The sequence below is a fragment of the Blastococcus sp. OS1-29 genome (assembly GCF_057628075.1).
The window spans coordinates 275,641-293,247 of sequence record NZ_JBXXJK010000001.1; the positions used below are offsets into that span (position 1 = coordinate 275,641).

The window sequence follows — 17,607 nt, forward strand, 5'->3', positions numbered from 1 at the left end:
GTCCGATGAGAGCCCCGCATAGACTGCGCCGGTGGAGCGTCCCGGACCGAACGGCACCGCCGAAGCCGTGGCCGACGCCGCCACCGTCCTCGAGCTCCTCACCGACGACGCCTCGTTCGCGCTCATCCGGCACCAGGGCTCGGCGTTCGTCGACGTCCTGCTCGGCACCGTGCACGACGCGCCGTCGCTGGCCGAGATCCCGCTGCGCGCCGACCGCGCGCCCGGCCCCGACGTCCTGGCGCTGGTGCCCTACCGGCAGGTCACCGAGCGCGGGTTCGTCGCCCACGACGACGGGATGCCGCTGGCGTGCCTCGTCGTCGACCGGCACCTGCGGGTCGACGTCGACGACTTCCTGGCCGCCTGCCCCGCCACCGGACTGACCCTCGACGACGTCGCCTACGACCTGGACGACGACCAGTACGCCGACGTCGTCCGCCGGATCGTGCGCGACGAGATCGGCCAGGGTGAGGGCGCCAACTTCGTCGTCCGCCGGACGCTGACCGCCCGGGTGCGCGACTGGTCGACCGGGCAGGGGCTGGGCGTCTTCCGCAGCCTGCTGGCGAACGAGAAGGGCGCCTACTGGACGTTCTACGTCAACACCCCCGAGCGCACCCTGGTCGGGGCGTCGCCGGAGCGGCACATCACCAGCCGCGGCGGCACGGTGACGATGAACCCGATCAGCGGCACCTTCCGCATGCCGAAGGACGGCGTCTCCGCCGACGACCTGCGCTCGAAGCTCGAGGCCTTCCTGCGGGACGAGAAGGAGACCCTCGAGCTGATGATGGTGGTCGACGAGGAACTGAAGATGATGGCGGCGCTGTGCCCCGAGGGCGGCCGCGTCATCGGACCGTTCCTCAAGCCGATGAGCCACCTCGTGCACACCGAGTACATGCTCGAGGGGCACGCCTCGGCCGACCCGCGCGACCTGCTGCGCGGCAGCATGTTCGCCGCCACCGTGCTGGGCAGCCCGGTCGAGAACGCCTGCCGGGTGATCAAGCGCTACGAGACGTCGGGTCGGGGCTACTACGGCGCGCTGATCGCCGAGTTCGGCCGGGACGTCGACGGCGGCGCCACCCTGGACGCCCCGATCGTCATCCGGACGGCGGACATCGACCGCGCCGGCAACCTGCGGGCGAGCGTCGGCGCGACCCTGGTGCGCGACTCGGTGCCCGAGTACGAGGTCGCCGAGACCAAGGCCAAGATCGGCGGCCTGCTCGCGGCGCTGGGCGCCGGTCCTGCGGCGGGGGGCTCGGCGCGGTTCGACGTGCACGACCTGGTGCCCGCCGACTCGCCGCTGCTGATGGCCCGCAACGCCCGGCTGTCCCCGTTCTGGCTCAACGAGTCGCCGTCGCCGATCCGCTACCCCGAGCTCGTCGGCCGCACGGTGCAGCTGATCTCGGCCGAGGACGACTTCGCGAACATGCTCGCCCACATGCTGCGGTCGATGGGCATGAAGGTTCAGCAGAACACCTGGCGCGAGGTGGCGGACGGCGGCGCCGGCGACCCGGACGTGCTGATGATCGGGCCCGGCCCGGGTGACCCGCGCGCGACCGACAGCGCGCGGATCAAGGTGCTGCGCCGGCTGACCGCCGACCGCCTGGCCGCCCGCCGTCCGCTGGTCGCCGTCTGCCTCGGCCATCAGGTGCTGGCCTCGGAGCTCGGCCTGCCGCTGCGCCCGAAGCGCACGGTCGTGCAGGGCGCGCAGGAGCGGATCGACCTGTTCGGGCGCGAGCAGGTGGTCGGCTTCTACAACACGTTCACCGCCGCGCTGCCCGACGACCCGGCCGCGCTGGCCTTCGAGTGCGCGACCGACGACGACGAGGTCGTGGCGCTGCGCGGGCCGGGCTACGCCGGGCTGCAGTTCCACGCGGAGTCGGTGCTCACCCCCGACGGCCGCTCGATCCTCGCCGACGCGTTCCTGACCGCGCTCAGAACTCCTTCTTGAGCCGTTTGCGCAGCGGCCGGCCGTCCGGGTCGTCGAGCAGGCGGTAGACCGGGGTCGCCCACAGCCGGGTGACCAGGGGCAGCTTCTCGGCGCGGTGCGGGCGCAGCCGGCCCGGCGGGCGAGGGCCCGTGCCGCCGCCCTCGTGCCAGGCGTCCAGGGCGCGGGCGCTCGCGACGACGGTCTCGACGAACCGGTCGGGGTCGAGGATGTCGTCGTCCGCGCTGCCGTCGCCGGGCAGGTCCAGGTGCTCCCGGGCCAGCATCAGCCGCAGGCCGCGGGCCAGCGTGCGCGCGCCGTCGCCGGTGCCGGCCGGGTCGCGGGGCTCGCGCGGGTCGCGGGTGGTGTCGAGGACGCCGCTGGACAGCTCGCTGTCGTGGGTCCAGGAGCGGCGGTTGAAGTTGTCGCTGCCGACGCTCACCCAGACGTCGTCGACCACGCACACCTTCGCGTGCACGTAGACCGGCGTCCCCTGGTGGTTCTCGACGTCGAACACGTGCACGCGGTCCTTCCCGGCCCGCTGGCACATCTCGATCGCCTGCCAGCGGCCGATCAGCTGCGGCCGCTTGGCGAACGCGCCGTCCTGGTCGGGCACGCGCGGGACGACGACGACCAGGTGCAGCTCGGGGTGCTCGCGCAGCGCGTCGGCGAACAGCCGCGCCACGTCGGCCGACCACATGTACTGGTCCTCGAGGTAGATCAGCCGGCGGGCCCGCTGGATCGCCTTCGTGTAGCCGCGGGCCACCGAACGCTCGCCGTCGGGCGCGAAGTCGTACGGCGGCCGGATCGCCGGATAGGTGCGCAGGCTCTGCACGAGGTGCGGCCCGCATTCCGGCGGCGGCGGCAGCTGCGGGGGGAGCGGGTCGGCGTGCATCCGGGTGTGGTGCAGCTTGTCGTGCACCCAGGCGATGGGGTGGTCCTCGTCCGGCGAGTTGGGGTCCTCCCAGCGCTCCCGGAACACCGTGTCGAGGACGCCGACGCCGGGCCCGCGGATCTCCAGCTGCACGTCGTGCCACGGTGGAGTAGGCCCGTAGACCTCGGCCATCGGCAGCCCCTGGGGGTCGCCGCGGTGTTCGGCGTCGTCGCGGCGGGAGTAGCAGAGGTCGATCCCGCCGACGAAGGCGACGTCCTTCTCCGGGGCCTCGTCGTGCCGGAGGACGACGAACTTCTGGTGATGGCTGCCCATCCGGCGGATCCGCTGGTCGAGGATCACCTCACCGCCGCCGTGCTCGATCTCCCGGTCCAGCGCCCGGTTGGACTCCTTGTTCAGCGCGAGCTGCTGCATGTGCGACCGCCACACCAGGCCGCGGACGCAGACGCCCTTCTTCACGGCCTCGGTGAACAGTTCGGCGACCGTGGGGCCCTCGGGGCGGAGCAACTCGCGAGGATCGCCGCGCCAGTCGGTGAAGAACAGGTGGTCGCCGGGGTTCAGGGCACGCACCTCGTCGACCAGGCGGTCGAAGTACGCGTTGCCGTGCACGAGGGGTGTGACGAGGTTGCCCGCGGTCCACGCCGGCAGCGTCGTGTGGGGGTTTCCCCGCTCGTCGGCGCGCAGCAGCCAGCCCTCGGGGTCGTCCATCGGATGATCAGATCCCGTGCCGGTCAGGGACGCAACCGCCGGTGCGTGGCGAGACCTCGGTAGCCTGTGGACCCGTGGCCCTCGTCGTCCAGAAGTACGGCGGTTCCTCCGTCGCCTCCGCAGAGCACATGAAGCGTGTCGCCGAGCGGATCGTCGGCGCGAAGAAGAACGGTGACGACGTCGTCGTGGTCGTCTCCGCGATGGGCGACAGCACCGACGAACTGCTCGACCTGGCGGGCCAGATCACCGACGACCCGCCCGGCCGCGAGCTCGACATGCTGCTCACCGCCGGCGAGCGGATCTCGATGGCGCTGCTGGCGATCGCCATCTCCACGCACGGCTACGAGGCGCGGTCGTTCACCGGCTCGCAGGCCGGCGTGATCACGACCGGCAGCCACGGCAAGGCGCGGATCATCGACGTGACCCCGGGGCGTCTGCGGTCGGCGCTGGACGAGGGCTCGATCGTCATCGTGGCCGGTTTCCAGGGCGTCAGCCAGGACACCAAGGACATCACCACGCTCGGACGCGGCGGTTCGGACACCACCGCCGTCGCCGTCGCCGCGGCGCTGCGGGCCGACGTCTGCGAGATCTACACCGACGTGGACGGCGTCTACACCGCCGACCCGCGGATCGTCCCGAACGCCAAGCGGCTGGACACCATCACCTACGAGGAGATGCTCGAGCTCGCCGCCTCGGGAGCGAAGGTGCTCATGCTGCGGTGCGTCGAGTACGCCCGGCGCGAAGGCATCCCCGTGCACGTCCGCAGCTCCTACTCACAGCTCCCCGGCACGATCGTGGCCGGCTCGATGGAGGACCTCCCGGTGGAACAGGCGATCATCACGGGCGTCGCGCACGACCGCTCCGAAGGCAAGATCACCGTCTACGGCGTGCCGGACCGGCCGGGTGAGGCCGCGCAGATCTTCCGCGTGCTCGCCGACGCCGAGATCAACATCGACATGATCGTGCAGAACGTGTCGGCCGAGGCCAGCAAGCTCGCCGACATCTCCTTCACGCTGCCGGTCAGCGACGGGCCGGCGGCGATCGCGGCGCTGGAGAAGGTCAAGCACACGGTCGGTTACTCCGACGTGAAGTTCGACCAGCACATCGGCAAGGTGTCCCTCGTCGGCGCCGGCATGCGCTCGCACCCGGGCGTGTCCGCCAAATTCTTCGGCGCGCTGGCCGACGCCGGTGTCAACCTGGAGCTCATCAGCACCTCGGAGATCCGCATCTCGGTGGTCTGCCGGGACACCGAGGTCGACATCGCGGTGCGCGCGGTGCACGACGCGTTCGACCTCGGCTCCGAGGTCGAGGCCGTGGTCTACGGAGGGACGGGCCGATGAGTGCGCTTCTGAATGGGCATGGTTCGAGTGACGGCCTGCGGGTCGGCATCGTCGGTGCGACCGGTCAGGTCGGCACCGTGATGCGGCAGATCCTCGCCGAGCGGAACTTCCCGCTGGCCGAGCTGCGCTTCTTCGCGTCGTCCCGCTCCGCCGGCAGCACGCTGCCGTGGGCGGACGGCGAGATCATCGTCGAGGACGCCGCGACGGCCGACCCCACGGGCCTGGACGTCGCGCTGTTCTCCGCCGGTGCGACCACCTCACGGGCGCAGGCGCCGCGGTTCGCCGAGGCGGGGGTGACCGTCGTCGACAACAGCTCCGCGTGGCGGCGCGACCCCGACGTCCCGCTGATCGTCAGCGAGGTCAACCCGCAGGCGCTGGCCGAGATGCGCAAGGGCATCATCGCCAACCCCAACTGCACGACCATGGCCGCGATGCCGGTGCTGCAGCCGCTGCACGCGGAGGCGGGGCTCGTGCGGATCATCGCCAGCACGTACCAGGCGGTGTCGGGCAGCGGGCTGGCCGGCGTCGAGGAGCTCGACCTCCAGGTGAAGGCGGTCGTCGACAAGGCCGCCGAGCTCACCCACGACGGGTCGGCGGTGACGTTCCCGGAACCGGTCAAGTACGTGCGCCCGATCGCCTTCAACGTGCTGCCGATGGCCGGCTCGCTGGTCGACGACGGCACGTTCGAGACCGACGAAGAGCAGAAGCTCCGCAACGAGAGCCGCAAGATCCTCGGCATTCCTGACCTGAAGGTGTCGGGGACCTGCGTCCGGGTGCCCGTGTTCAGCGGGCACTCGCTGTCGCTCAACGTCGAGTTCGCCCGGCCGCTGTCTCCTCAGCGGGCCACCGAGCTCCTGTCGACCGCGCCGGGTGTGGAGCTGTCCGCCGTCCCGACGCCGCTGCAGGCCGCGGGCCGGGACCCGAGCTTCGTCGGCCGGATCCGGCAGGACCCGGGTGTCGACGACGGCCGCGGGCTGGCGCTGTTCGTGAGCAACGACAACCTGCGCAAGGGCGCGGCGCTCAACACGGTGCAGATCGCGGAGCTGATCGCCGCCCGCTGACTTGGGGGGCCCTGCCGATGGCCCGGACCGTCACCCGGCCGGCGGCCGTCGGCGCGGTCGCGGTCGCCGTCGGGCTGTACCTGAGCGGGCCGGTCGTCTACTCGCCGTGGCACCGCTTCTTCGACCTGCGGGTGTACCGCGGCGCGGTGCAGTGGTGGCTGCACGGCCGGCCCCTGTACGACTTCGTGCTGCCGCACACGTCGAAGGGGTTCACCTATCCGCCGTTCGCCGTCCTCGTGCTGCTGCCGGCCGCCGTCGGCAGCGAGACGACGGCCGAGGTGCTGCTCACCGCGGTCTCGACGGTGCTCGTCGGCCTGACCACCTGGATGCTGCTCGCGCCGGTGGCCGACCGGCACGGGTGGTCGCGGTGGTTCGTCGTGGCCCTGGCCGTTCCGCTGGTCGTCGCCCTGGAGCCGATCCGCGAGACGCTGGGCTGGGGGCAGGTCGGCCTGATCCTGCTGACGCTCGCCCTGGCCGACGTGGCGGCGCTGCGGTCCGGGCGGCCGTGGGCCGGCGTCGGCCTGGGCCTGGCGGCCGCCATCAAGGTGACGCCCGGCCTCTTCGTCGTGTACCTGCTGCTCGGCGGACGACGGCGGGCAGCCGGCGTCGCTGCGGGCACCTTCCTGGCCGCCACCGCACTCGCGTTCGCCCTGAGCCCGCGCGACAGCGTGCACTTCTGGACGCGGGCGCTCTGGCAGACCGGCCGCGTGGGGGCGGCCGACCGGACGTCGGACCAGTCGGTGATGGGACTGCTCGCGCGAGTGGCCGACCCGGGGCCGCCGGACCGGCTGGTCTGGGCGCTGCTCGCGGCGGCCGTCGCCGTGGTCGGGCTGGGGCGGGCGGCCCGGGCGGCGCGGGCGGGTGACGACCTCACCGGCGTCACGCTCACCGGGCTGGTCTCCTGCCTGATCAGCCCGATCGCCTGGACGCACCACTTCTTCTGGGTGGTGCCGGCGGTCGTCGTCCTGGTCGACGTCGCCGCCGGCACGCCGTCCCTGACCGGGCTCCGTGCGCGCGGGGCGGCCATGGCGGCCGTGCTGGTGACAGCCGTCTTCGGGTCGTCGCTGATCTGGTTCTTCCCCGGCGCCACCGCTGCGCGCGCCGGCGTCCTGCCGGTGCTGGGCGAGAACGCCTACCTGCTGGTGAGCGCCGCGCTGCTGGTCCTGCTCCCGATCAGGGACGTACGTGCTTCAGCGCGAACGCCAGCGCCACCTCGACCTGCCGAATCGTCTCCTCGATGACCAGCGAGCCGTGGCCGGCGTCGAACCGGTACACCTCGTGTTCCTTGCCGAGCTTCTCCAGTTCGGCCAGGTAGTTGTCGATCTGCCGGATCGGGCAGCGCGGGTCGTTGGCGCCGGCGACGACCAGCACCGGTGCGGCAACCGCGTCGACGTAGGTCATGGGGGAGGACCGTACGTAGACGTCGTGCACCTCCTCGGGTGCGCCGCCGAACAGGGCGCGGTCGTAGGCCCGGAGGCCCTCCATCTCGTCCTCGTAGGCCGCGAGGTAGTCGGCCACCGGCACCTCGGCGATGCCCGCGGCCCAGCGCTCGGGCTGGGTGCCGAGGCCGAGCAGCGTGAGGAACCCGCCCCACGAGCCGCCGGACAGCAGCGCGCGCTGCGGGTCGACGACGCCCTCGGCGACCAGGGCGTCGTACACGGCGCCGACGTCCTCGAGCTCGGTGAGCCCCGGCCGGCCGGTGAGCGCGTCCCGCCAGGCGCTGCCATAGCCGGTGGAGCCGCGGTAGTTCACGTGCACGACGGCGTATCCCGCGTCGACGTAGGCGGCGCGGCGGGCGCGGTAGGAGTCGTCGTCGGCGGCCTCGGGGCCGCCGTGCACCAGGAACGCCGTCGCGTACGGGGCCGGGCCGGACGGGCGGACCAGCAGGGCGTGCACCTTCCCTCCGGGCCCGGGCACCCAGCGGTCCTCGACCGGGTAGGCGGCCGGCGGCTCCTCGTCGGTGACCGTGAGGACGACGGGCCCGTCGGCGCGGCGGACGACCGGCGGCAGCTCCGAGTTGGACCACGCCAGCTCCACGGTGCCGTCCGGCCGCGCGGTGGCCCCGCGGACGACGCCGGTCGGGGTGTCGAGCTTCTCGAGGACACCGCTGCCGAGGTCGTAGCGGTACAGCTCGCTGCGGGCGGCGTGGTCGTGACCCACGAGCAGCGCGGAGCCGTCGGGGTAGAAGCTCGCCGTCACGTCGCCGGGGAGGTCCAGCTGGATCTCGGACTCGGTGTCGGCGGCGACGTCCCAGATCAGCAGCTCCTCGCGGCCGCGGCGCTCGTGGCCGACCAGCAGGCGGCGGTCGTCGGGCAGCGGGCCGAACTCCAGCGCGTGCAGGCCGCGACCGTCGCCGTCCCACTTCTCGGCGACGACGCTGTCGTCGTCCGTGCGGAGCACCCGCAGTGCCGGATAGCGCGGATCGCCGTGCTCGGAGTGGGACATGACCAGCAGGGCGTCGTCCCGGGTCAGGGCGTCGACCGACGCGGGGTCGGGGTGCCGGTAGATCACCCGGGGAGCGCCACCGGACGGCGCCAGCCACAGCTCGCTGCCGTCGTCGGTGGAGCGGCCGATCGCGACCGTCGTGCGCCCCACCTCCAGCCCGGCCGGATAGGCGGGCTGCACCTGGGGGACGGCGACGGTGTCGGGGCCGCCGGCGAACGGCTGGGTCTGCCAGATGCCGAACTCGTCGCCGTCGGTGTCGGCGAACCACCAGATGGTCTCGCCGTCCGGGCTCAGGGTGCTCATCAGCGTGCCGTTGGGCCGGTCGGTGACCTGGCGGCGCTCACCGGTCTCGCGGTCCCATGCGTACTGCTCGACGACGCCGCTGACGTCGGAGGAGTACAGGTTGCGGTGCGGGGCGTCCTGCGCCCACTCCGGGAGCGAGACCCGCGGCGCGCGGAACCGGGCCTGCCAGCGGGCGGTGACCTGGGGGGAGAGCGCGGGAACGGCGGTGGGTTCGGCAGTCACCGATCCATCCTCCCAGGCCCAGGCCATGCACTCTCAGAACATGACTCAGGGGCCGCCATCGGCGGCCCCTGAGCAGTGCGTCGGGGTGACAGGATTTGAACCTGCGGCCTCGTCGTCCCGAACGACGCGCGCTACCAAGCTGCGCCACACCCCGAGGTCCGTCGAGAAGTCTAACGCCCGCCGGCGAGCGGCTTTCAGGCGGTCCGGGCGGTGAGCGTGAGCAGCGTGGCCTCGGGCGGACAGGCGAACCGCGCGGGGGCGTAGGGGCTGGTCCCGAGGCCGGCGGAGACGTGCAGCCAGGTGCGGTCGGTCCACCGGTGCAGCCAGCGCACCCGCTCCCGGTCGATGCCGCAGTTGGTCACCAACGCGCCGTAGAAGGGCACCCGCAGCTGGCCGCCGTGCGTGTGCCCGCTGAGCAGCAGGTCGTAGCCGTCGGCGGCGAACCGGTCGAGCACGCGCGGCTCGGGGGAGTGCGCCAGCCCGATCCGGACGTCGGCGCTCGGGTCGGCCTCCCCGGCCACCTGGTCATAGCGGTCGCGCTTGAGGTGGGAGTCGTCGACGCCGGCGAACGCGATCCGCCGTCCGTCGACCGTCAGCTCGCCGGCGGCGTTGGTGAGGTCGAGCCAGCCCCGGTCCTGCATGCCGTCCCGCAGGTCTCGCCACGGCAGCTGGACGCCGTGCACTCGCTTGTGATCGGGCCAGAAGTACTTCAGCGGGTTCTTCGGCCGCGGGGCGTAGTAGTCGTTGCTGGCCAGCACGAAGGCGCCGGGGCGGTCCATCAGCGGGTCCAGCGCCTTCAGCGTGCCGGGGACGGCGTCGTGGCCGGCCAGGTTGTCTCCGGTGTTGATCACCAGGTCCGGCTCCAGCTCGGCCAGGCCGGCCACCCACTCCTGCTTCGAGCGCTGGTTCGCGGTCATGTGCAGGTCGGAGATGTGCAGGACGCTCAGCGGCGCCGAGCCCGGCGCCAGGACCGGGACGTCGAAGCGGCGCAGCGTCCAGCGGTTGCGCTCGTAGAGGCTCGCGTAGGCGGTGACCGCCACGCCGGAGGCGACCGCGGCAGCGGGGAGGGCGGTGTACCAGCGCACGTCGGAAGCCTACGTGCGCGGCGTTGCGGGCCGTCGTGTCAGGCTGAGCGGGTGCCTGACCTGAAGGAACAGCTGCGTGCCGACCTGACCACCGCCATGAAGGCCCGTGACGAGTTGCGCACGGCCACCCTGCGCATGGTGCTCACCGCGGTCACGGCCGAGGAGGTGTCCGGCAAGGAGGCCCGCGTCCTCAGCGACGACGAGGTACAGGCCGTGCTGCGCCGCGAGGCGAAGAAGCGGCGGGAGGCCGCCGAGGCCTTCGAGACCGCCGGACGCACCGAGCAGGCCGAGCGCGAGCTGGCCGAGGGCGAGGTCCTGGCCGGCTACCTGCCCGCGCAGCTCGAGGACGCCGACCTCGCTGCGATCGTCGCCGACGTCATCACCCGCACCGGGGCGTCCGGGATGAAGGACATGGGCAAGGTGATGGGTGCGGCCAACGGTGTCGTGGCCGGCCGGGCCGACGGCGGCCGCGTCGCCGCGGAGGTGCGCCGCCAGCTCGGCTGACTAGTGGCCGCCGCCGTTGCCGGGGTTCCCGCCGTCCTGGCCCGGGTTGCCGGCGTTCGGGTCGGGGGTCGTGGCCGGCGGCTGGTCCGTGGGAGCCGGTGCGGGTGCCGGTGCGGGCTCGGGTGCCGGTGCCGGCGCGACGTAGCCGGTGCCCTTGGTGCCGGCCGCGACCGCCGGGTCGGCCGGCGGGAACGGCACGACCGGCTCGGCCGTCAGGATCGGCGTCATCGCGGCGTTGAAGATCTGCGCCGGGATGCCACCGCCGTGGCCACCGACGTCCTCGCCGGCCTTCGGGTTGAAGTACATGACGCTGACCGAGTACGTCGGCGTGATGCCGACGAACGTCGCCGACTTGTCCCCCTGGATCGTCCCGGTCTTACCGGCGATCGGCACACCGGGGATGGCGGCCTTGCGGCCGGTCCCGTCCTCGACGACGTGCACCATCATGTTGGCCAGCGTGTTCGCGACGCCCGCGGGGATCGCATTCGGGGTGCAGTGGTCGCCGGTGTCGATGACGGCACCCTTGTCGTTCTCCAGGGGCTTCCCGTTGCGGTCGAGGATCGACGTCACCGGGGTGGGGTCGCACCGCGTTCCCTGGGCGGCGATGGTCGCGTAGGCGGTCGCGAGGTCGAGCGGGCTGGTCGCCACGGTGCCCAGCGTGAACGAGCCGAGCTGGTTGTCGATCGTGTACTGCCCGAAGTCGTCGCACTTGCCGTGGCACTCGGCGATCTGGCGCGGACCGTCGAAGTGCATGCCCATGGCCTTCGCGGTGGTGACCGGGCCCTCCATGCTGCCGAGCGCGTCCTCCAGCCCGACGAAGTAGGTGTTGGCCGAGGCCGTGAGCCCGGTCGTCATGTTGTAGGTCGAGGCGTACCCGGGGTTGTCGTTGAAGACCTTGTACGGCGCCCCGCGGGTGCCGCCGTTCTGCTTGTAGACCTTGGAGTAGTACGGCTGCGGCACGTTCAGCGTGTACTCGGAGCCGAATCCGGCGGCCAGTGCGGCGGCGGCGGTGAAGACCTTGTACGTCGACCCGGAGCCGAGGCTGGCCTGCACGTTCAGGTTCACCGACTCGCACTCGTCGCCCGAGCAGCCGTACCGGCGGTTCTCGCTCATGGCCAGGACGTGCCCGGTGCCCGGCTGCACCGCGGTGAGGATGCCGGCGAACCGGTCGCCCATCGGCGCGTAGTTGAGCACGCCCTGGTCGCCGTTCTGCTGCACGTCGGGCCGCAGCGTCGTCTGGATCGTCAGGCCGCCGCCGTCCAGCTGGGCGTTGCTCAGACCGAGCGCGCCGGTCAGGTACGTGCGCAGGTAGTCGCAGAAGAAGCCACCCACCGCGGCGTCGATGCAGCCGTTCGGCGGGTCGGCACCCTCGACGACCGCCACCGGCTGGGCGGAGATGTCCGCGGCGTCCTTCTCGGAGATGTGCTTGAGCTGCTTCATCCGCGCCAGCACCTGATTGCGCCGGTGCGCGGCGTTCTCCGGCTGCGTGATCGGGTCGTCGTTCGCCGGGCTCTGCACGAGGCCCGCAAGCATGGCCGCCTGGGGCAGGGTGAGGTCGGCGGCGTTGACGCTGAAGTACTTCTGCGCCGCGGCCTGGATGCCGTAGGCGCCCTCGCCGAAGTACACGATGTTCAGGTAGCGGGTGAGGATCTCGTCCTTGGAGTAGCTCTTCTCCAGCGCCAGGGCGAGACGGGCCTCCTTGAGCTTGCGGCCGACCGTCTGTTCCTTGGCCGCGTTCTGCTCCTCGGGCGTGGCCGCGGTCTGCAGCAGGGTCTGCTTGACCAGCTGCTGGGTGAGGGTCGAGCCACCCTCCTGCACCGACCCCGCGGCCACGTTCTTGACCAGCGCGCGCATGGTGCCCTGCACGTCGAGGCCGTTGTGCTCGTAGAAGCGCGAGTCCTCGATGTCGACCAGGGCCTGCTTCATGACGTCGGAGATCTGGTTCGGCGCCACGGGCGTGCGGTTGTTCTTGAAGAAGTTGGTGATGAGCGACCCGTCGGCGGCCAGCACGCGCGTGTTGCCGGCCGGTGTCTGGTTGGTCAGCTCGACCGGCAGGGCGTCGAGCAGCGACGCGGAGTTGCGGGCCACGAGGCCGCTCCCGCCGACCCATGGGAACAACAGCCCGGCCAGCAGCGCACCGGCGACGACGATCGTCGCGGCGAGCTTGGCGAGCAGAAGGGGACGGGACTGCGCGTTCTCCGACATCGACGCCGAGGATACGTGGCGGCGGCCGTCTCCCGCCCAGGTCAGCCGCGGCGCGCGGGGAGCACCCGGGCCCGGGGCGTGCCGGTCGGCGTGTCCGTCTCCGCCCCGGTCAGCTCGCCGGCCATGACCCGGAGCCCGTCGAGGTCGTGCACGTCGCCGGCTGCGGCCGGGACGGTGCGGACGGCGACCTCCGGGTGGGCGCTGGTGAACCGGTCGGCGAGGTGCTGCTCGCGGGCCGCCACGGTCATGCGCTCGGCGTGCACCCGCAGCGCGGCGGCGACGACCTCCGCGCCGTCCGCTCCCGACTCGGCGACCTCCTCGGCGGCGCCTTCGGCACGGGTGGCCGACAGCGCCGTGGTCGCCGGGGGGTGCGTGCGGTTCAGCACCAGGCCGGCCAGCGGCATGCCCTCGGCGGACAGCCGGTCGACGAAGTAGGAGGCCTCCCGCAGCGCGTCGGGCTCCGGGGTGGCGACGACGACGAACCAGGTACCGGGACGGCGGAGCAGCTCGTAGGTGGCGGTCGCGCGCTCGCGGAATCCGCCGAACATGGTGTCCAGCGCCGCGACGAACGCGGAGATGTCGCGCAGCAGCTGGCCGCCGAGGATCTTCGACACGATCCGGCTGAAGATCATGAACCCGGCGCTGGCGAACTTCAGCCCCGCCCGGCCGCCACCGGTCAGCAGCCGGATCATCGTCCCGTCGAGGAAGCGGCTCATCTTGTTCGGGGCGTCCAGGAAGTCGAGCGCGGACCGCGACGGTGGCGTGTCGACGATGATCAGGTCCCACTGGTCGGTGGCGCGCAGCTGCCCCAGCTTCTCCATCGCCATGTACTCCTGCGTGCCGGAGAACGACGAGGACAGCGACTGGTAGAAGGGGTTCTCGAGGATCGCCTGGGCCCGCTCCGGCGTGGAGTGCGCGGCGACGATGTCGTCGAACGTCCGCTTCATGTCCAGCATCATCGCGTGCAGCTCGCCGTCCGCCCCCGGGACGTCCACCCGGCGGGGCTCGTTGTCCAGCTCCTCCAGGCCGAGGGACTGCGCCAGCCGCCGGGCCGGGTCGATCGTGAGGACGACGACCGTGCGGCCGGCCTCGGCCGCCGCGAGCGCCAGCGCGGCCGACGTCGTCGTCTTGCCGACACCACCGGACCCACAGCAGACGACGATCCGCGTCGCCGGGTCGGCGATCAGCGCGCCCAGGTCCATCGGGCGGGCCTGCGAACGGTCGGCCATCAGGCGGCTGCCTGGGTACGGAGGTGGTCCTCGAGCCGGCCGGCCAGCTCGAACAGCGTGCCGAGGTCCATCGGGCCCGGCAGCAACGGGAGCTCGACCGTGGGCCGGCCGAGCGCCTCGACCTCGTCCCGCAGGGCGTCCTGCCCGGCCCAGCGCTTCGCGTGCTCGCTGACCTCCGCGGCCAGCGCGTCGGCGATCGCGGCATCCCCCGGCAGGTGCGCGGCGGCCAGCGCCGGCAGCAGCTCCGCGCCGGTGAGCAGGCCCTCGGCCGCGTCGGTCATCGCGTCGACGGGCAGCACCGGCTCGGTCGCCATGTTCACGATCACCGAGCCGACGGGCAGCCCGGCCTTCGCCAGCTCCTCGATCGCGTCGGCGGTCTCCTGCACCGGCATGTCCTCGAGCAGGGTGACCAGGTGGACGGCCGTCTGCGGCGACCGGAACACCGCCATGACGCCGTCGCTCTGCGTCTTGATCGGGCCGGAGCGGGCGAGCTGGCCCATCTCGTTGGTGACGTTGAGAAATCGGGTGATCCGGCCCGTGGGTGGTGCGTCGACGACGACGGCGTCGTAGACCTGCCGCCCGTCGTGGCGGCGCGTCACCGCCTCCTTGATCTTGCCGGTGATCAGGACGTCCCGGAGGCCCGGGGCGATCGACGTGGCGAAGTCGATGGCGCCCATCTTGCGCAGCGCCCGGCCGGCGCGGCGCAGGTTGTAGAACATGTCGAGGTAGTCGAGCAGCGCCTCCTCGACGTCGATCGCCAGCGCCTTGACCTCGCCGCCACCACGGGCCACGGCCACCCGGCGCTCCTCGTAGGGCAGCGGCGGGGTGTCGAAGAGCTGCGCGATGCCCTGCCGGCCCTCGGTCTCGACCAGCAGGACGCACCCGCCGTCGGCGGCCAGGGCGAGGGCCAGCGCGGCGGCCACGGTGGTCTTGCCCGTCCCGCCCTTGCCGGTGACGACGTGCAGTCGCGGCGGGGCGGAGAGGGGGCTCACGTCACCAGCCTAAGAGCAGCCCCGACGGCGGGCGCGCGGGCTGCGCTAGCGTCCTGGCCATGACCGAACCGGCCCGCCGCAAGTGGGAGTACGCCACGATCCCGCTGCTGACCCACAACACCAAGGCGATCCTCGACTCCTGGGGAGTCGACGGGTGGGAGCTGGTGACCGTCCTGCCCGGTCCCGGCGGCCCCGAGCAGCTCGTCGCCTACCTGAAGCGGCCGGCATGACCGAGACCAGCTGGCACGCCCGCCTCCAGGAGCTCGGCATCCGGCTCCCGGCCGTCGCGGCGCCGGTCGCCTCCTACCTCCCCGCCGTCCGCAGCGGGTCGCTGGTCTACACCTCGGGGCAGCTGCCGTTCGTCGACGGCGGGCTGCGCCGCACCGGCAAGGTCGGCGGCTCGGTGGACCTCGAGGAGGCCGCCGCCGACGCGAAGGTGTGTGCGCTGAACGCGCTGGCGGCGATCGACGGCCTGGTCGGCCTGGACTCGGTCGCCCGGATCGTCAAGGTCGTCGGTTACGTGGCCAGCGCGGAGGGCTTCACCGGCCAGCCGCGCGTGGTCAACGGCGCCAGCGAATTCCTCGGCAAGATCTTCGGGGACGCCGGGCAGCACGCCCGCAGCGCGGTCGGCGTGGCCGAACTGCCGCTGGGCGCCCCGGTGGAGGTCGAGCTCACCGTCGAACTGCGCTGATGGCCGTCGAGCCGAAGCAGGCGGCCACCGTCCTGCTGCTGCGCGACGGCGCCCCCGGCCTCGAGGTCTACGTGCTGCGCCGCACCAAGGGCATGCCGTTCGCCGGGGGGATGACCGCCTATCCCGGCGGTGGCGTCGACCCGCGCGACGGCGACACCGAGATCGGCTGGGCCGGGCCGCCGCCGGCGCAGTGGGCGGCCGCGTTCGGCTGCGACGAGCGGATGGCGCGCGAGCTGGTCTGCGCCGCCGTCCGGGAGACGTTCGAGGAGGCCGGCGTCCTGCTCGCCGGTTCGGACGACGGTTCCGTCGTCCCCGATGTCTCCGGGGACGACTGGGAGGAGCAGCGGCAGGCGCTGCTCCGCCGCGACCTCTCGCTGGCCGAGCTCCTCGCCGGCCGAGGGCTGGTGCTGCGCTCGGACCTGCTGCGCCCGTTCGCGCACTGGATCACCCCGCCGGTCGAGCCGCGGCGCTACGACACCAAGTTCTTCGCGGCGGCGCTGCCGGTCGGGCAGGAGGCGCGGCACGTGTCCGGGGAGGCCGACGAGGCCGACTGGCTGACGCCGTCCGCGGCGCTGGCGGAGGTGTCGGCGGGGGTGCGGCCGATGATGCCGCCGACGATCCACACCCTCACCCAGCTCGACCGGTTCCCCGACGTCGCCGCCGCGCTGGCGGGCTCGCCACCGGACCCGATGGAGCCGATCAGCCCCACGTTCGAGGAGACGCCCGACGGGAAGTGGGCCGTGCTCCCCGACGGCACCCGCATTCGGCTCGTGGTGCCGCTCCCGTCCTGAACCGGTGAACGCGAGATGCCCAGAACCAGGTCGGTTCTGGGCATCTCGCGTTCAGTGCTCGTTCAGCGGGCGCGGCGGCGCAGGCGCTCCTCGTCGAGGACGACGACCGACTTGCCCTGCAGCTGGATCCAGCCGCGGTGCACGAAGTCGGCGAGGGCCTTGTTCACCGTCTCGCGGGAGGCGCCGACCAGCTGGGCGAGCTCCTCCTGCGTGAGGTCGTGCTTCACGCGCAGGCCCTCGGACTCGCGGCTGCCGAACCGGTCGGCCATCTGCAGCAGCGCCTTGGCCACGCGGCCGGGGACGTCGGTGAAGATCAGGTCGGCGACCGAGTCGTTGGTGCGGCGCAGGCGACGGGCGAGGACGCGGAGCAGCTGCTCGCCGATCTCGGGGTGCGCCTCGATCCACAGCCGTAGCGTCGACTGCGGCATGCGGGCCAGCTTCACGTCGGTGACAGCGGTCGCGGTGGCCGTGCGCGGGCCGGGGTCGAACACCGACAGCTCACCGAACTGGTCGGACGGCCCCATGACGGCGAGCACGTTCTCGCGGCCGTCGGGGGAGCGACGGGAGAGCTTGATCTTGCCCGCGGTGACGATGTAGAGGCTGTCACCCGGCTCGCCCTCGTTGAAGATGACTCGGCCGCGGGGCAGCGTGAGCATCTCGAGTCGGCTGACCACCGGCTCCACTGCCTCATCCGAGAGCCCCTGGAAGAGCCCGGACTGGGCCAGCACCTCGTCCACTGCACGTCCTCTCGCAAGCGATTCGACGGACGCCCCGACAGAGTGCACTGGCGTCCGTGTCCGCAGGGAGTCTAGGCGGCTGTGCCATCGATCACCCGATCGGTGGGCACGCACGTCCCCCCAGCGAGCGAGTGGCGTCGCGCACACCCGCTGCGCCGACGGGCTCAGACCAGGGGCGGATTCGCCGTCGTCCTTCGGCCGCGCCTGCGGCGTCGCCAGCGGGAGAGGGCCCGCCGGATGCCCGAGGACGCGAGCGTGTCGACCTCGCCGACGGTGGCGGTGTCGAGGAACTCGGACACCTCACGGGGGGACGCCGGACGACGCAACGGCTCCTCGACCCGCTCCATGACCAGCAGGAAGGCGATCAGCAGCGGGGGGAAGAGGATGACGCTGAACGCGACCACAGCGACCTCCTCCGCCTTGCTCCCCGCGCGACCGGGTGTCGCGACCTCGTCCGATGATGACACGGCCGAGACCTGTC

Annotated in this window: 16 protein-coding genes and 1 tRNA gene; 8 read left to right on the forward strand and 9 right to left on the reverse strand. The window is 72.5% G+C overall.

Annotated elements, in window-relative coordinates:
- Positions 1 to 31: 31 nt before the first annotated feature.
- On the forward strand, positions 32 to 1,945 hold the full coding sequence (locus AC2H4J_RS01325; protein ID WP_487463019.1) for an anthranilate synthase family protein: 1,914 nt from the start codon (positions 32 to 34) through the stop codon (positions 1,943 to 1,945).
- Here AC2H4J_RS01325 and AC2H4J_RS01330 read toward each other — a convergent pair.
- Complete coding sequence (locus AC2H4J_RS01330) at positions 1,929 to 3,521, reverse strand: phospholipase D family protein (protein ID WP_487463020.1); 1,593 nt, start codon at positions 3,519 to 3,521, stop codon at positions 1,929 to 1,931. The genes AC2H4J_RS01325 and AC2H4J_RS01330 overlap by 17 nt on opposite strands.
- Positions 3,522 to 3,595: 74 nt before the next feature.
- Between AC2H4J_RS01330 and AC2H4J_RS01335 the strand changes: the two genes are divergently transcribed.
- The 3 genes from AC2H4J_RS01335 to AC2H4J_RS01345 are packed head-to-tail and all read left to right on the forward strand — an operon-like array spanning position 3,596 to position 7,163.
- Entirely contained in the window at positions 3,596 to 4,861 is a 1,266-nt protein-coding gene (locus AC2H4J_RS01335) for an aspartate kinase (RefSeq protein WP_487463021.1), read from the forward strand.
- Entirely contained in the window at positions 4,858 to 5,922 is a 1,065-nt protein-coding gene (locus tag AC2H4J_RS01340) for an aspartate-semialdehyde dehydrogenase (protein WP_487463022.1), read from the forward strand. The genes AC2H4J_RS01335 and AC2H4J_RS01340 overlap by 4 nt, the downstream gene beginning before the upstream one ends.
- A gap of 17 nt (positions 5,923 to 5,939) precedes the next feature.
- Positions 5,940 to 7,163: a glycosyltransferase family 87 protein gene (locus AC2H4J_RS01345; RefSeq protein WP_487463023.1), complete on the forward strand. Its 1,224-nt coding sequence runs from the start codon at positions 5,940 to 5,942 to the stop codon at positions 7,161 to 7,163.
- Here AC2H4J_RS01345 and AC2H4J_RS01350 read toward each other — a convergent pair.
- From AC2H4J_RS01350 to AC2H4J_RS01360, 3 genes are all read right to left on the reverse strand, one after another.
- Entirely contained in the window at positions 7,096 to 8,892 is a 1,797-nt protein-coding gene (locus tag AC2H4J_RS01350; RefSeq protein ID WP_487463024.1) for a S9 family peptidase, read from the reverse strand. The genes AC2H4J_RS01345 and AC2H4J_RS01350 overlap by 68 nt on opposite strands.
- Positions 8,893 to 8,972: 80 nt before the next feature.
- Positions 8,973 to 9,046: transfer RNA gene (locus AC2H4J_RS01355), tRNA-Pro, on the reverse strand.
- A gap of 40 nt (positions 9,047 to 9,086) precedes the next feature.
- Positions 9,087 to 9,977: a metallophosphoesterase gene (locus AC2H4J_RS01360; protein ID WP_487463025.1), complete on the reverse strand. Its 891-nt coding sequence runs from the start codon at positions 9,975 to 9,977 to the stop codon at positions 9,087 to 9,089.
- Between the two features lie 51 nt (positions 9,978 to 10,028).
- Here AC2H4J_RS01360 and AC2H4J_RS01365 point away from each other — a divergent pair, with 51 nt between their 5' ends.
- A complete protein-coding gene (locus tag AC2H4J_RS01365) occupies positions 10,029 to 10,481 on the forward strand; it encodes a GatB/YqeY domain-containing protein (protein WP_487463026.1) in 453 nt (150 codons plus the stop codon).
- On the opposite strand, the gene AC2H4J_RS01370 is transcribed toward AC2H4J_RS01365, so the two are convergent.
- The 3 genes from AC2H4J_RS01370 to bagA are packed head-to-tail and all read right to left on the reverse strand — an operon-like array spanning position 10,482 to position 14,907.
- The gene (locus tag AC2H4J_RS01370; RefSeq protein ID WP_487463027.1) at positions 10,482 to 12,686 is read right to left on the reverse strand and encodes a transglycosylase domain-containing protein; all 2,205 of its coding nucleotides are present in this window, start codon (positions 12,684 to 12,686) and stop codon (positions 10,482 to 10,484) included.
- A 41-nt stretch (positions 12,687 to 12,727) separates the two neighbouring features.
- Positions 12,728 to 13,915 (reverse strand): ATPase BagB, encoded by a 1,188-nt coding sequence (bagB, locus tag AC2H4J_RS01375; protein WP_487463028.1) that lies wholly within the window; start codon positions 13,913 to 13,915, stop codon positions 12,728 to 12,730.
- Positions 13,915 to 14,907 (reverse strand): ATPase BagA, encoded by a 993-nt coding sequence (gene bagA, locus AC2H4J_RS01380; RefSeq protein ID WP_487463029.1) that lies wholly within the window; start codon positions 14,905 to 14,907, stop codon positions 13,915 to 13,917. Before bagA ends, bagB begins: the two co-directional genes overlap by 1 nt.
- Before the next feature lie 59 nt (positions 14,908 to 14,966).
- On the opposite strand from bagA, the gene sp36 reads away from it, so the two are divergent.
- From sp36 to AC2H4J_RS01395, 3 genes are read left to right on the forward strand one after another with little or no spacing between them, the layout of a single operon-like run.
- Complete coding sequence (sp36, locus tag AC2H4J_RS01385) at positions 14,967 to 15,137, forward strand: Sp36 family protein (RefSeq protein WP_487463030.1); 171 nt, start codon at positions 14,967 to 14,969, stop codon at positions 15,135 to 15,137.
- Entirely contained in the window at positions 15,134 to 15,598 is a 465-nt protein-coding gene (locus tag AC2H4J_RS01390) for a RidA family protein (protein WP_487463031.1), read from the forward strand. Before sp36 ends, AC2H4J_RS01390 begins: the two co-directional genes overlap by 4 nt.
- Positions 15,598 to 16,389: an NUDIX hydrolase gene (locus tag AC2H4J_RS01395; RefSeq protein WP_487463032.1), complete on the forward strand. Its 792-nt coding sequence runs from the start codon at positions 15,598 to 15,600 to the stop codon at positions 16,387 to 16,389. Before AC2H4J_RS01390 ends, AC2H4J_RS01395 begins: the two co-directional genes overlap by 1 nt.
- Before the next feature lie 62 nt (positions 16,390 to 16,451).
- On the opposite strand, the gene AC2H4J_RS01400 is transcribed toward AC2H4J_RS01395, so the two are convergent.
- Positions 16,452 to 17,126, reverse strand: coding sequence for a Crp/Fnr family transcriptional regulator (locus tag AC2H4J_RS01400; protein ID WP_487463033.1), 675 nt, complete (start codon positions 17,124 to 17,126; stop codon positions 16,452 to 16,454).
- Positions 17,127 to 17,290: 164 nt separating this feature from the next.
- A complete protein-coding gene (locus tag AC2H4J_RS01405; RefSeq protein ID WP_487463034.1) occupies positions 17,291 to 17,593 on the reverse strand; it encodes a hypothetical protein in 303 nt (100 codons plus the stop codon).
- Positions 17,594 to 17,607: the final 14 nt, after the last annotated feature.

Bases quoted from the DNA above. Each gene is read 5' to 3' on its own strand.
- AC2H4J_RS01340 (WP_487463022.1), top strand. From the start codon at position 4,858: ATGAGTGCGCTTCTGAATGGGCATGGTTCGAGTGACGGCCTGCGGGTC.
- bagB (WP_487463028.1), bottom strand. From the start codon at position 13,915: ATGGCCGACCGTTCGCAGGCCCGCCCGATGGACCTGGGCGCGCTGATC.
- AC2H4J_RS01345 (WP_487463023.1), top strand. From the start codon at position 5,940: ATGGCCCGGACCGTCACCCGGCCGGCGGCCGTCGGCGCGGTCGCGGTC.
- sp36 (WP_487463030.1), top strand. From the start codon at position 14,967: ATGACCGAACCGGCCCGCCGCAAGTGGGAGTACGCCACGATCCCGCTG.
- AC2H4J_RS01395 (WP_487463032.1), top strand. From the start codon at position 15,598: ATGGCCGTCGAGCCGAAGCAGGCGGCCACCGTCCTGCTGCTGCGCGAC.
- AC2H4J_RS01330 (WP_487463020.1), bottom strand. From the start codon at position 3,521: ATGGACGACCCCGAGGGCTGGCTGCTGCGCGCCGACGAGCGGGGAAAC.
- AC2H4J_RS01390 (WP_487463031.1), top strand. From the start codon at position 15,134: ATGACCGAGACCAGCTGGCACGCCCGCCTCCAGGAGCTCGGCATCCGG.
- AC2H4J_RS01370 (WP_487463027.1), bottom strand. From the start codon at position 12,686: ATGTCGGAGAACGCGCAGTCCCGTCCCCTTCTGCTCGCCAAGCTCGCC.